This window comes from Microlunatus capsulatus (assembly GCF_017876495.1).
In the GTDB taxonomy this organism is placed as follows: domain Bacteria; phylum Actinomycetota; class Actinomycetes; order Propionibacteriales; family Propionibacteriaceae; genus Microlunatus; species Microlunatus capsulatus.
The window spans coordinates 628,166-641,022 of sequence record NZ_JAGIOB010000001.1 but is presented as its reverse complement, the minus strand read 5'-3'; the positions used below and the strand labels follow the sequence as shown (position 1 = coordinate 641,022).

The following is a 12,857-nucleotide window of genomic DNA, read 5'->3' as shown; positions in this document are numbered from 1 at the left end:
AGCGGTGGTCGACGGGCTCAGGCCGCGGTGGTCGACGGGCTCAGCCGGCCGGCTCCTCCAGCGTCGCCGCGAGCTCGGCGTCCCGCTCGGCCTCGGCCTGGGCCTCGGCCTTGACCCGCTGCAGGAAGGTGCGGGTCCGCTCCTCCTGCGGGTGCAGCAGCACCGCGTCGGGCGGGCCCTCCTCGACGACGACGCCCTGGTCCATGAACACGACCCGGTCGGCGACGCCGCGGGCGAAGCTCATCTCGTGGGTGACCACGATCATCGTCGTGCCCTCCTCGGCCAGCCGGCGCATGACGCCGAGCACCTCGCCGACCAGCTCGGGGTCCAGCGCCGAGGTGGGCTCGTCGAACAGCATCAGCTCGGGCTGCATGGCCAGGGCCCGGGCGATCGCCACCCGCTGCTGCTGGCCCCCGGAGAGCTGGCTGGGGTAGTAGCCCGACCGGTCGGCCAGGCCCACCATGTCGAGCAGCCGCTCCGCCTCCTGGCGCACAGCGGCCTTCGGCAGCCGCTTGACCTGGACCGGGGCCTCCATGACGTTCTCGACCGCGGTCATGTGCGGGAACAGGTTGAAGCGCTGGAAGACCATGCCGATCCGGGACCGCTGGCGGGCGATGTCCTTGTCGGTCCGGGTGTGCAGCCGCCCGCCCCGCTCCTCGACGCCGACCAGCTCACCGCCCACCCAGATGCGGCCGCCGGTGAGGGACTCCATCTGGTTGATCAGCCGGAGGAACGTCGTCTTGCCCGAGCCGCTGGGCCCCAGCAGGCAGACGACCTCGCCCGGGTCGACGGTCAGGTCGATGCCCTTGAGCACCTCGTTGCCGCCGAAGGACTTGGTGACGTTGACCGCCCGGACCAGGTGCTCGACGGGGGCGCCGTCCGCGCGCGCGGCGCTCACTTGGCCGACCCCGCCTGCAGGCCCTTGGCCGCCTTCTCGGCGTCGGAGCTGACGGTGGTGCCGAAGCCGCGGCCGAAGCGCCGCTCCAGGTAGGCCTGGCCGACCATCAGCACGCTCGAGGCGATGAGGTAGAACAGCGTGGCCGCCACCAGCACCGGGAAGGTCTGGTAGGTGCGGCTGCCGATCGCCTGCAGCTGGAAGAACAGCTCCGTGCCGACGGGGATGGCCAGCAGCAGCGAGGTGTCCTTGAGCATGGCGATCGTCTCGTTCCCCGTCGGCGGCACGATCACCCGCATGGCCTGGGGGAGCACCACCCGGCGCATCGCCCGGCCGCGGCTCATGCCGAGGGCCTGCGCGGCCTCCATCTGGCCCTTGTCCACGCTGAGGATCCCGGCGCGGGCGATCTCGGCCATGTACGCGGCCTCGGACGCGGCCAACCCGATCACCCCGCCGGCCAGGCCGACGAAGATCGCGTTGGCATCGAAGGTGGCGATCCGCCAGTCACCCGACAGGCCCAGCCAGTCGATGATCACCCAGTCGAACGGCACGCCGATCGCGATGCCCTGCTGGAAGAGGATGCCCAGCGCGCCCATGATCGTCAGCAGGACGTAGCGCGGGATCGCGCGGAAGAACCACGTGTAGACCCAGGAGACCCCGCGCAGGACCGGGTTGTCCGAGAGCCGCATGACGGCCAGCAGCACCCCGAGCGCCACGCCGAAGACCATGGCCAGCACGGTGACGAGGATGGTGCCCTTCCAGAAGCCCTCCAGCACCGGGCTCTGGTTCATGGCCTGGAAGACGAACGGCCAGTTGAAGGCCTCGTTGCCGACCAGCAGGTTGACCAGCATGGCCGCCAGCACGGCGAGCACCGCGATCGCGACCCAGCGCCACGGGTGCCGGACCGGCCGGGCCTCGATGAGACCCGGCCGGTCCTCGGCCACCGGCGGTGCCGCCGGGGCGGTGGTGGTCACGGGTTGACGGCGAAGTCCGTGACGGCGCCCTGCTCGACGCCCCACTTGGTGAGGGCCGCCTCGTAGCTGCCGTCGGCCTGGACGGCCTCGAGCGCGGCGGCGAGGGCGTCGGCGAACCCGGTCTCCTCCTTCGGCACCACGTAGCCGTAGGGGGCGGCCTCGTAGATGTCGCCGAGGGTCTCCAGCTTCCCGGCCGACTGCTTCACCGCGTAGGCGACGACGGGGGAGTCGGCCAGCATGGCGTCGGCCTTGCCGGTGACGACGGCGCTGGTGGCCTGGTCCTGGCCCTTGAACTGCAGGACCTCGATCTTGTCGTCGCCGCACTGCTCCTGCCGCGCGGGCAGGTCGTCAGTCTCCTGGACGGTGCCGGTCTGGACGGCGATCGTCTTGCCGCAGGCGTTGTCGGCGTCGATGCTCTCCGGGTTGCCGGCGGCGGTCGCCCACTGGGTGCCGGCCGAGAAGTAGCTGACCATGTTGACCTGCTGCTTGCGCTCGTCGTTGATCGTGAAGGACGAGACGCCGACGTCGTACTTGCCGCCCTGGACGCCGGTGATGATCGAGGAGAAGTCGGCGGGCTGGAACTCCGCTCGCACCCCCAGCTTCGCGGCGACCGCGTTGAACACGTCGACGTCCATGCCCTGCACCGTCTTGCCGTCGCCGGCCAGGAACTCGTTGGGCGCGTAGCTGGCGTCCGTGCCGACCTTGATCACCCCGGCGTCCCGGATCTCCTGCGGCAGCTGCGAGGCGAGGTCGGCGTCGGAGCTCACCGACACCGAGGGCGCGCTCTCGCCGGCGGGCTCGCCGCTCAGCGAGTCCGAGCCGCAGGCGCTCAGCGCCAGGGCCGCGACGCAGGCGGTGGCCAGGCCGAGCTTTGCACGTACGTTCACAGGTACTCCTCCTCTGACCCCGACCAGAAGGTGCCCGGGGTGCGGCGCTGACGCGCACGGGCGATCGACGCGGCGCACCGACCTCGGGCGGTCGCCGGCGAGGTGGGCGCTGGGTGCCCACCTCGGACGATCCTCGCACGGCCTGCGCCCGTGGCGCGGCCGTGCGCAGCCGAGAAACCTGATCGAAACGCGGCGGTCTCAGACCGCGCGGTGCGCCCCCTGCGACGGCACGCCGACGAAGTGCTCCGGCGCCGCGTGCCCCGCCGTGGCGAAGGCTTCGGCGACCGCGGCGGCCACGGCGTCGGCGCGCCCCGTCGGCACCAGCGCGATGATGCAGCCGCCGAACCCGCCGCCGGTCATCCGGGCCCCGGTGGCGCCGGCCGCCCGCGCCGTCTCCACGGCGAGGTCGACGGTGGGGACCGTGATCTCGAAGTCGTCGCGCATCGAGGTGTGCGAGGCGTCGAGCAGGGGGGCCAGCTCGGCCACCCGGCCCGTCCGCAGCACCTCCGCGGCCGCGCGCACCCGGGCGTTCTCGGTGACGACGTGCCGCACGCGCCGCTGCATGACCGGGTCGGGCAGGGCCGCCAGGGCCGCGTCGAGGTCGGTGACGTCGCGCAGCGCCGGCACCCCGAGCAGGGCGGCGGCCTCCTCGCAGGTGGCGCGGCGGTCGGCGTACTCGCCGTCGACGTGGGTGTGCGGGGTGTTCGTGTCGAGGACCAGCAGCTCCAGGCCCGCGTCCCCGAGGTCCAGCGCGACCTGGACGGCCTCGAGGGTGCGGCAGTCGAAGAAGAGCGCGTGGTCGGCGGTGCAGAGCGTCGACGCCGCCTGGTCCATGAGGCCGGTCGGGGCCCCGACGAAGGCGTTCTCGCAGCGCCGGGCCAGCACGGCCCGCTCCAGCGGCTCGACGGCCAGGCCGTCGAGGTCGGCGAAGGCGGCCAGCACGGCGCACTCCAGGGCCGCGGAGGAGGACAGGCCCGCGCCGATCGGCACGTCGGAGGTGAGCACGAGGTCGGCCCCGCCGACGGCGTGCCCGGCCTCGGCGAGAGCCCAGACGACGCCGGCGACGTAGGCCTGCCAGCCGCTCATCCCGGGCACCAGGTCGGCGCGGCCGAACTCGCGGGTCTCCCCGGTGCTCAGCGAGGTGACGCTCCACCGGTCGTCGTCGCGCGGCGCCGCCGCGACGGTGACGGCCTGGGCCAGCGCGAACGGCATGACGAAGCCGTCGTTGTAGTCGGTGTGCTCCCCGATCAGGTTCACCCGGCCCGGGGCCACCCAGACCCCGGCGGGCGGGCGCCCGTGGCGGTCGGCGAAGTCCTGCGTCACGGCGTCGGCGTCGGCGGAGGTCACCGGGGCACTCTAGCGGCGCGACCGCGGCCCCGACCCGCAGCACGGCGGGGCCGGTCCACGGCCGCGGGCGGCCCTAGGCTGCCCCTGTGCTCGCCGCCCACGCCGTCACGGCCGACCCCGACCACCCCCTCCGCGCCCTGCGCGTCGGGGAGGTCGAGCCGCCCCCCGTGCCGGAGGACTGGGTCGAGGTGCGGGTCCGCGCCACCGCCCTCAACCACCACGACGTCTGGTCGCTGCGCGGCGTGGGCCTGCCGGCGGAGCGGCTGCCGATGGTGCTGGGCTGCGACGCGGCCGGGGTCACCGCCGACGGCCGGGAGGTCGTCGTGCACGCCGTCGTCAACGACCCCGGCTTCACCGGCGTCGACACCACCCACGACCCCCGCCGCTCGCTGCTCTCCGAGCGCCACCCGGGCACCCACGCCGAGGTCGTCCGGGTGCCGGCCGCCAACCTCGTCGACAAGCCCGCCGAGCTGGGCTTCGTCGAGGCGGCCTGCCTGCCCACGGCCTGGCTGACGGCCTACCGGATGCTCTTCACCCAGTCGGGGCTGCGGCCCGGCGACACGGTGCTGGTCCAGGGCGCCGGCGGCGGGGTGGCCACCGCGCTCACCGCCCTCGGCCGCCAGGCCGGCTTCCGGGTCTGGGTCACCTCCCGCGACGAGGCCCGCGGCGCCCGGGCCGTCGCGCTGGGCGCGCACCGGGCCTTCGCGGCGGGGGAGCGGCTGCCCGAGCGGGTCGACGCGGTGATGGAGACGGTCGGCGCGGCCACCTGGTCGCACTCGGTGAACGCGCTCCGCCCGGGCGGCACGCTGGTGATCAGCGGCACCACGTCGGGGGCCGAGCCCGGCCGGGCTGAGCTGACCAAGATCTTCTTCAAGCCGCTGCGGGTCGTCGGGTCGACGATGGGCACCCGCGACGAGCTGGAGGCGCTGCTGCGGCTGCTGGTCACGACGGGGCTGCGGCCCGTCGTCGACCGCACCCTGCCGCTGGCCGACGCCGCCGAGGGCTACGCGGCCATGGTCGCGGGCGAGCTGTTCGGCAAGGTGGTCTTCGAGCCGTGAGCGGGGCGGCGGTGGTCCGGCCCGCCCGGCCCGACGACGCCGGGGCGCTCGGCCGCTGCCACCTCGCCTGCTGGGACGAGGCCTACACCGGCCTGGTGGACGGCCCCGGGTTCCGCGCGGCGCTGACCCGCGTCGACGAGCGGGTCGAGCGCTGGCGCCGGGTCCTCGCCGGGCCGCACGGGACGGTCGTCGCCGTGGTCGCGGGCGAGGGGGCCGGCGACGCCGCGGACGAGCAGGTGGTGGGCTTCGCCTCGGCGGGCCCGCAGCGCGACGAGGACGTCGACCTCCCGCGGGAGCTCTACGCCCTCTACGTCCGCCGGGCCCGGTGGGGCACCGGCCTCGGCCACCGCCTGCTGCAGACGGTGGTGGGCGACGACCCCTGCTCGCTGTGGGTGTTCCGCGACAACGCCCGGGCCCGCGGCTTCTACGCCCGGCACGGCTTCCAGCCGGACGGCGCCGCGAAGGTCGAGCCGTTCTTCGGCGGCGCCGAGGTCCGGCTGGTGCGGCGGGCCGGGCCGCCGGCTACGGCAGGGTGATGACCACCTGGCTGCCGGGCGGGGCGGACTCGACCACGCGCAGCCGGGCGAGGGCCGGGTGGTCCTCCAGCAGCCGGGCGCCGTTGGCCAGCGAGCGCAGCGCGGCGGTCTCGGACCGGGCCGCCTCCAGCCGGGCCAGCCCCCGCTGCCGGGTGGCGACCAGCTCGGCGTAGGCCGCCCGCAGGTCGGCCGGGAGCACGACGTCCTTGACGACGGCCGCCCGCACCGCGATCCCCAGCGGCTCGCCGACGGCCCGGGCGCGCTCGGTCAGGGCCGCGGCGACGTCGGCCCGGCCGGCCCGCAGCAGGTCCGCGACCTCGAGCGCGGCCAGCTGCTCGCGCAGCACCAGCTGCACGGCGAGGTAGACCTCGGCCACCGGGTCCTGCGCGACCTGGAGGTGGCGGGCCGCGTCGGCCACCCGCCAGGTGAGCGCGGCGCTCACCTTGACGCTGACGCCGTCGGCGGTCAGCAGCTCCTGCGGTGCGACCGTGCTCACCTGGTCGCGGACGTCCACCCGGGTGACCACCTGACGGCGCCGGGCCGGGTAGCGACCGGGGTCGAGGACGGCGACCAGCCGGCCGTCGACGTGGACGACGGCCTGCTCGTGGGCGTGCACGGTGAGGTGGCGCAGGGCCATGGTCGGAGCTCCTGGGAGGGTGCCGGAGGTGCCGCCGGCAGCGAGGCCGGACGGGACGCACCGGACCGCGGGACCGGTCGACGTCGAGGACGTCGCCGGCCGCAGAGCGGACCGCTGGCCTGTCCCGGCCGGCCCGCCGGCGAGGAGTCGAACCCCGGCGCCCGGGGGCGCCGCACCATTTCAGAGGTCGCACCGGGTACGACGCGTGGCATGTCCCGCCCCCAGCGGGAGCGGTCACCACTGATCCGGTGCGGCGTCAGCGTACGGGCGGGCGCCCGCCGGCGCGACGGGGTTGTCCCCTCCGGCGCCGCTCCCCGCCCAGCCGCGGGTCCGATGGCGTGGTGCGGCCGGGGCTGGCCGCAGGCCCCCCAGCGCCGCGCCGCTGGCCATCACGCCCATGCCTGTGCACGACGGGACGGTCAGGCCGGCAGGCAGGCCAGCTGCGCAGGGCTCAGACCGGCCCGGATCCGGGCGTCCTCGTCGGCGGTGAGCGGCTCGGCCGGGGGCATCGTCTTGATCGGGTGGCGCGACGTCCACGTGAAGGTGACCGAGTACCGGTCCTGGTCCTCGGCGGGGCTGGCCCGGTGCAGGATCCGGGCCGGGTCAGCCAGCACGGCCGTCCACGCCGGTCCGGTCGCCTTCACCCACGCCGAGGGCGGCACCACCTCCGCCATCTGCTCGTCGGTCACGAAGCCGGCGACATACCTCAGCCGCTGGACCGCCGGGTCCGAGACGGGCCGGGGGATGTACTGCAGGGCGCCCCCGCGCGGGCCGACGTCGTTGAGCCACACGAGGATCTTGAAGACCTTGTGGTCCTCGATGTCGCGGTGCCACTGCCGCGTCCACTGAGTCGTACCGTCGGCCACCTCGCGGTAGACCGCGGCGCCGTAGTAGGTGACCGGCAGACCGATGTAGTTCTCGACCACGTCGAGCAGCCGCTGGTCGAGACCCCACCGCCACAGCGCGGCGTCAGCGAGGAGTTCGCTGTGCGCTGGTCTGAGCGCGCTGGCCCCCTGAGGGTCCCGAGCGGCCAACGACGCCTTGAGGTGGCCGAGGACGCCCTTCAGCTGGTCTGTTCCGGGGATGCCCAGCTCGTCCTGCGAGCTGACGGCAACCCCTGTCCCCTCGACCTGCTCGAGCAGGGCCGACGTGGCAGGACTGATCGAGGGGAGGTGCTCGCGGTGGTCGCGCAGCCTCGACTGGTGGAGGCCCTCGACCAGGCGGGTGACCGGTGGGACGCGGGCGATCACCTGCCGCTTCGCCCGGTTGGTCGCTCGGCTGAGGATGTTCGTCACGGTGGGCCTCTCGACTCGAGGACGCGCCCCGGGAGACCCCGGATCTGGACGCACGTCGTCGTCGTGCGTGGCGCCACCGCGGTCCGCCATCAGTCGACCCCCCGGTCTGAGCAGCACCCTAGCCATGCGGAGCAGGGCGCGCGGGTCGTACGGGAGTTTGGTTCCGGGTGCCGGCCTCGGAGTGGAGCGTCGTAGGAGGTCGTCCGAGCCCAGCGCCTCCGGCTCAGCCGCGGGCGGTCGTGGGGTCCTCGCCCCGGCGCAGCAGCGGGACCCGCTCGACGGCGTGGGCGGCGGCGGTCAGGCCCCGGCTGGCCGTCCGCAGCACCGCGGCTCCGCGCGGCGGGCCGGCCTGCAGGACCGCGTCGACGACGTCGCGGGCCCGGTCGAGCACCGAGAGCGGCAGGGCGGCGAGGACGTTGCCGGGCGGTCGGCGCGCGACCACGGGGTGCGCGCGGGTCGGCGCCACCCGGCGGACGACCTCCCAGGCCAGGCCCAGGGCGCGCAGCCGGCCCGGGCCGACCCGCTCCTGCAGCTCGGGCAGCAGATGGTCCTCCTCGTCGCGGACGTCCTCCCGCAGGACGGCGGTCAGCCGCGCGAGCACCGCGGGTCGCTCGTCGGCCTCCGGTCCCAGCTGCTCCAGCCGGGTGACGAGCTCGTTGACCTCCTGGTGCTCCTGCTCGATCTGCAGCGTCAGCGCCGGTCCGTCGGGCAGCGAGCGGCGCAGGGCGGGCCACAGCACCGACTCCTCGGCGAAGGCGTGCGGGAAGACCAGGCGGTAGATCCGGCGCAGCACGGGGTCCTGCGCGGCCGGCGGCGTGGCGTCGAGCTGGTGCAGCAGCCGGTCGAGGTGGACGTGGTCGGCCTTCTGCCGCGCCAGGACGCTCAGCCGCCCGCCGAGCTGGGCGACGTCCTGGTCGGCCAGCGACCGCCGGGCCGGGGGTGAGGTGCTCATGCCCGGACGGTGCCCGTCCGGGCGCCGGTCAAACGGCCCCGCTACTCGTCCTCGTCGTCGAGCCGCGCCAGCCAGGTGGCCAGCCGCTCGACGGGGGTCTCGAAGTCGGGGTGCAGGTCGACGAACGTGCGCAGCTGCTCGGCGAGCCACGCCAGGGTGACCTCCTCGTCACCCCGGCGCCGCTCCAGCTCCTCGATCCCGCGGTCGGTGAAGTACACCCGTGCCGCTCAGGCGAAGGCGGCGTCGACGAGCGAGCGCTGCTGCACCTCGTGCACCTTGGCCGAGCCCACCGACGGCGCCGACGCCGCCTCGCGGGTGACGGGCAGCAGCTCCCAGCGCTTCCCGGGCGCCGCCTCGGCCAGCGCGTCGGGCAGGTTGAGGGCCATGAAGGGCCACGCGCCCTGGTTGGCCGGCTCGTCCTGCACCCAGCGGACCTCGTCGACCTGCGGGAAGCGGCTGAGCTCCTCGGCGATCTCGGCGGCCGGGAGGGGGTAGAGCCGCTCGACGGGGACGATCGCGACCTTGCCCTCGAGGCCCTCCTTGGCCCGCTTCGTCACCAGGTCCCAGCGGACCTTGCCCGAGCAGAGCAGCACGCGCTCCACCCGCGACGGGTCGGTGACCGTCGGGTCGGACAGCACGGGCCGCCAGCCGCCGGAGGTGAAGTCCGACGGGTCGGAGACCGCCTGCTTGTTGCGCAGCATCGACTTCGGCGTGGCCACGATCAGCGGGCGGTGCCGCTCGCCGAGGGCCTGGGCCCGCAGCAGGTGGAAGTAGCTGGCCGGTGTCGAGGGCTGCGCGACGGCGAAGGCGTCCTCGGCCGCGAGGGTCAGGAAGCGCTCGATCCGCGCCGAGCTGTGGTCGGGCCCCTGGCCCTCGTAGCCGTGCGGGAGCAGCAGCACCACGCCCGACTTCTGGGTCCACTTGGCCTGGCCGGAGGTGATGAACTCGTCGATGATGATCTGCGCGCCGTTGGCGAAGTCGCCGAACTGGGCCTCCCACAGCACCAGCGCCTCGGGCCGGGCCACCGAGTAGCCGTACTCGAAGCCCATCGCGGCGTACTCGCTGAGCAGCGAGTCGAAGACGTGGAACTTGCCCTGGTCGTCGTCGAGGTGCTTCAGCGGCACCCACGACTCGCCGGTGACCCGGTCGATGATGGCGGCGAAGCGCTGCACGAACGTCCCGCGGCGGGTGTCCTGACCGGTCAGCCGCACCGTGCGGCCCTCCAGCAGCAGCGAGCCCAGCGCGAGGATCTCCCCGGTCGCCCAGTCGATCGGGCCCTGGGTGATCGCCGCGGCCCGGCGCTGCAGCTGCGGCATCACCTTCGGGTGCACGTGGAAGGCGTCCGGGAACGTCGTGTGGGCGTCCGAGATCTTCTTCAGCGCCTCCAGCGAGACGGCGGTGCCGTGGTCGGCGGCCGCCTTGCTCGGGTAGGCCGGCACCCGGCTGTAGCCCGACTCGCGCGGCGGGAGCTCCGGGTCGCGGACCTCCTTGAACACGCTCTCCAGCCGCTGCTGGAACTTCGTCATCACGGCCTCGGCGTCCTCGACCGTGATGTCGCCGCGGCCGATGAGGGCCTCGGTGTAGAGCTTGCGGGTGGACCGCTTCCGCTCGATCAGGTCGTACATCTTCGGCTGCGTGAAGCTGGGGTCGTCGCCCTCGTTGTGACCGCGGCGGCGGTAGCAGACGATGTCGATGACGACGTCCTTGTGGAACGTCTGGCGGAACTCGAACGCCAGCCGCGCCACCCGGATGCACGCCTCGGGGTCGTCGCCGTTCACGTGGAAGATCGGCGCCGCGACCATCCGGGCCACGTCGGTGGAGTAGATCGACGAGCGCGACTCGGTCGGGGAGGTGGTGAAGCCCACCTGGTTGTTGACGATGATGTGGATCGTCCCGCCGGTGCGGTAGCCGCGCAGCTGGGACAGGTTCAGCGTCTCCGCCACCACGCCCTGGCCGGCGAAGGCGGCGTCGCCGTGCATGAGCACGGGCAGCACCGGGAACTCCGCCCCGCGGTCGAGGATGTCCTGCTTGGCCCGGGCGATGCCCTCCAGGACCGGGTTGACGGCCTCGAGGTGGCTGGGGTTGGCGGCGACCGAGGTCTTGATGGTGCTGCCGCTGAGCGCGGTGAACTCGCCCTCGGCGCCCAGGTGGTACTTGACGTCGCCCGAGCCCTGCACGGTGCGCGGGTCGATGTTGCCCTCGAACTCGCGGAAGATCTGCGCGTAGGACTTGCCGACGATGTTGGCCAGCACGTTCAGCCGGCCGCGGTGCGGCATGCCGATGCAGACCTCCTCCAGCCCGGCGTCGGCGGCCTGCTCGCAGACCTCGTCGAGCAGGGCGATGGCGGACTCGCCGCCCTCGAGGCTGAAGCGCTTCTGGCCGACGAACTTGGTCTGCAGGAAGGTCTCGAAGATCTCCGCCTCGTTGAGCTTGTCGAGGATCCGCAGGTGCTCGTCGCGGGGGAGCGACTCGTGCGGGCGCTCCACCCGGTCCTGGATCCAGCGGCGCTGCGCGGGCTCGGAGATGTGCATGTACTCGATGCCGGTGGTGCGGCAGTAGGAGTCGCGCAGGATGCCGAGGATCTTGCGCATCTTCATCACGCCCTGGCCGCCGGCGAACGCGCCGGTCGCGAAGCCGCGGTCGAGGTCCCACAGGGTGAGCCCGTGGTTCTGCACGTCGAGGTCGGCGTGGTCGCGCTGGCGGTACTCCAGCGGGTCGGTGTCGGCCATCAGGTGGCCGCGGACCCGGTAGGCGTTGATCATCTCCATGATCCGCGCCTGCTTGGGGATCTGGTCCTCGTGGTCGGTCGTGACGTCCTGCGCCCAGCGGATCGGCGCGTAGGGGATGCGCAGCGCGGCGAAGATGTCGTCGTAGAAGCCGTCCTCGCCCAGCAGCAGGGCGTGCAGGCGCTGCAGGTACTGGCCCGACTGCGCGCCCTGGATGATCCGGTGGTCGTACGTCGAGGTCAGCGTGAGGACCTTCGAGACGCTCATCTCGCTCAGCCGGTCGGGGTCGGAGCCCTGGAACTCCGGCGGGTAGTCCATCGAGCCGACGCCGATGATCGTGCCCTGGCCCTGGACCAGCCGCGGCACCGAGTGGTTGGTGCCGATCGTGCCGGGGTTGGTGAGGGTGATCGTGGTGTCGGCGAAGTCGGTGACGGCGAGCTGCCCGGCGCGGGCCTTCTTCACCATCTGCTCGTAGGCGGCCCAGAACTGCGCGAAGTCGAGCTTCTCGCAGTTCTTGATGCTGGGCACCAGGAGCTGGCGGGTGCCGTCCTTGGCGGGCAGGTCGATGGCCAGGCCGAGGTTGATGTGGGCCGGCACCACCATCGTCGGCTTGCCGTCGACGACCTGGTAGCTGTTGTTCATCGCGGGCACGGCCTTGAGGGCCTGCACCATCGCGTAGCCGATGAGGTGGGTGTAGGACACCTTGCCGCCGCGCGCGCGGCGCAGGTGGTTGTTGATCACGACGCGCTGGTCGATGAGCAGCTTGACCGGCAGCGAGCGGACGCTGGTGGCCGTCGGCACGCTTAGCGACAGGTCCATGTTCTTCGCCGTGCGGGCGGGCGCGCCGCGCAGCGTGGTGCGGACCGGCTCCTCGCTCGCGACGTCGGGGCGGTCGGACGGGTTGGGCGGGTCGGCCGGCACGCCGCCGCGGCTGCCCGGGGTGGCGGGGCGGCCCTCGCGGTTGGTCGAGGGCTTCTCCACCGTCGGGTTGGGCCGCGACGTGGTGCCCTTGGCCGCGGGGGGCGTCGCGGCCGGTCCCGCGCTCGGGGTGGCGGCCTGCTCGGCCGGGCGGGAGGCGGCAGTGCGGCCGTTCGTGCCGCCGGCCGGGGCGTCGGGTGCCGGGGAGGACGCCTTCGCGGCGGCCGGGGGAGCGGTGGTCCTCGCGGCCGGGGCCGGCGCGGCCTGCGGGGCGGCGGTACGGCTGGGCTCGGGGGTGGCACCGGGGGCGCCGTGCTCCGCGAAGTAGGTGGCCCAGGTCTGGTCCACCGAGCTCGGGTCGGCGGTGTACTGCTCGTACATCTCCTCGAGCAGCCAGTCGTTCGCGCCGAAGTCGGTCTCCTCGGTGGTGCCGGAGGGAGCCGTCGAGCTGGATGAGTCGGGCATGGTGGCCTGGTCGCCTTCTTCCGTGCGATTGTCGAACTGCGTCGGGTGCGGGTGTGGTCCGCCGTTCAGGCTGCACGCCAACACGATTCCGTACGCATTCCGGGCAAGCCCAGGGCTAGGTTACCCACACCGAGCAGACCAGCGTGCGACTGGTGCGCGGTGTCGTG

11 protein-coding genes are annotated in these 12,857 nt (G+C 73.8%); 2 read left to right on the top strand and 9 right to left on the bottom strand.

Going from position 1 to position 12,857, the window contains the following annotated elements; genetic code table 11:
* Positions 1 to 40: 40 nt before the first annotated feature.
* The 4 genes from JOF54_RS02945 to galK form a co-directional block, all read right to left on the bottom strand.
* Entirely contained in the window at positions 41 to 859 is an 819-nt protein-coding gene (locus tag JOF54_RS02945; RefSeq protein ID WP_210059305.1) for an amino acid ABC transporter ATP-binding protein, read from the bottom strand.
* A gap of 35 nt (positions 860 to 894) precedes the next feature.
* Positions 895 to 1,869, bottom strand: a complete 975-nt coding sequence (locus JOF54_RS02940) for an amino acid ABC transporter permease (RefSeq protein ID WP_307803773.1) — start codon at positions 1,867 to 1,869, stop codon at positions 895 to 897.
* Positions 1,866 to 2,756: an ABC transporter substrate-binding protein gene (locus JOF54_RS02935; protein ID WP_210052847.1), complete on the bottom strand. Its 891-nt coding sequence runs from the start codon at positions 2,754 to 2,756 to the stop codon at positions 1,866 to 1,868. The genes JOF54_RS02940 and JOF54_RS02935 overlap by 4 nt, the downstream gene beginning before the upstream one ends.
* Before the next feature lie 198 nt (positions 2,757 to 2,954).
* A complete protein-coding gene (galK, locus tag JOF54_RS02930; RefSeq protein ID WP_210052844.1) occupies positions 2,955 to 4,103 on the bottom strand; it encodes a galactokinase in 1,149 nt (382 codons plus the stop codon).
* Positions 4,104 to 4,189: 86 nt separating this feature from the next.
* Between galK and JOF54_RS02925 the strand changes: the two genes are divergently transcribed.
* Both JOF54_RS02925 and JOF54_RS02920 read left to right on the top strand, forming a co-directional pair.
* Entirely contained in the window at positions 4,190 to 5,161 is a 972-nt protein-coding gene (locus tag JOF54_RS02925) for a zinc-binding dehydrogenase (protein ID WP_210052841.1), read from the top strand.
* Positions 5,158 to 5,697 (top strand): GNAT family N-acetyltransferase, encoded by a 540-nt coding sequence (locus JOF54_RS02920; protein ID WP_307803770.1) that lies wholly within the window; start codon positions 5,158 to 5,160, stop codon positions 5,695 to 5,697. Before JOF54_RS02925 ends, JOF54_RS02920 begins: the two co-directional genes overlap by 4 nt.
* Here JOF54_RS02920 and JOF54_RS02915 read toward each other — a convergent pair.
* The 5 genes from JOF54_RS02915 to JOF54_RS02895 form a co-directional block, all read right to left on the bottom strand.
* The gene (locus JOF54_RS02915) at positions 5,684 to 6,334 is read right to left on the bottom strand and encodes a slipin family protein (protein WP_210052840.1); all 651 of its coding nucleotides are present in this window, start codon (positions 6,332 to 6,334) and stop codon (positions 5,684 to 5,686) included. The two genes, JOF54_RS02920 and JOF54_RS02915, sit on opposite strands and share 14 nt — an antisense overlap.
* Before the next feature lie 419 nt (positions 6,335 to 6,753).
* On the bottom strand, positions 6,754 to 7,629 hold the full coding sequence (locus JOF54_RS02910) for a phytanoyl-CoA dioxygenase family protein (protein WP_210052837.1): 876 nt from the start codon (positions 7,627 to 7,629) through the stop codon (positions 6,754 to 6,756).
* 223 nt (positions 7,630 to 7,852) lie between these two features.
* Positions 7,853 to 8,581 carry a hemerythrin domain-containing protein gene (locus JOF54_RS02905; RefSeq protein WP_210052835.1) on the bottom strand — a complete coding sequence of 243 codons (729 nt, stop codon included), beginning with the start codon at positions 8,579 to 8,581 and terminating at the stop codon, positions 7,853 to 7,855.
* Positions 8,582 to 8,622: 41 nt separating this feature from the next.
* Positions 8,623 to 8,799 carry a DUF6104 family protein gene (locus JOF54_RS02900; RefSeq protein WP_210052833.1) on the bottom strand — a complete coding sequence of 59 codons (177 nt, stop codon included), beginning with the start codon at positions 8,797 to 8,799 and terminating at the stop codon, positions 8,623 to 8,625.
* Between the two features lie 9 nt (positions 8,800 to 8,808).
* Positions 8,809 to 12,690, bottom strand: a complete 3,882-nt coding sequence (locus tag JOF54_RS02895; protein ID WP_210052832.1) for a multifunctional oxoglutarate decarboxylase/oxoglutarate dehydrogenase thiamine pyrophosphate-binding subunit/dihydrolipoyllysine-residue succinyltransferase subunit — start codon at positions 12,688 to 12,690, stop codon at positions 8,809 to 8,811.
* Between the last annotated feature and the right edge of the window lie 167 nt (positions 12,691 to 12,857).

What these genes read in the sequence shown, in the direction of transcription:
- JOF54_RS02915 (WP_210052840.1), bottom strand. Translation starts at nt 6,334, where the DNA reads ATGGCCCTGCGCCACCTCACCGTGCACGCCCACGAGCAGGCCGTCGTC.
- JOF54_RS02905 (WP_210052835.1), bottom strand. Translation starts at nt 8,581, where the DNA reads ATGAGCACCTCACCCCCGGCCCGGCGGTCGCTGGCCGACCAGGACGTC.
- JOF54_RS02895 (WP_210052832.1), bottom strand. Translation starts at nt 12,690, where the DNA reads ATGCCCGACTCATCCAGCTCGACGGCTCCCTCCGGCACCACCGAGGAG.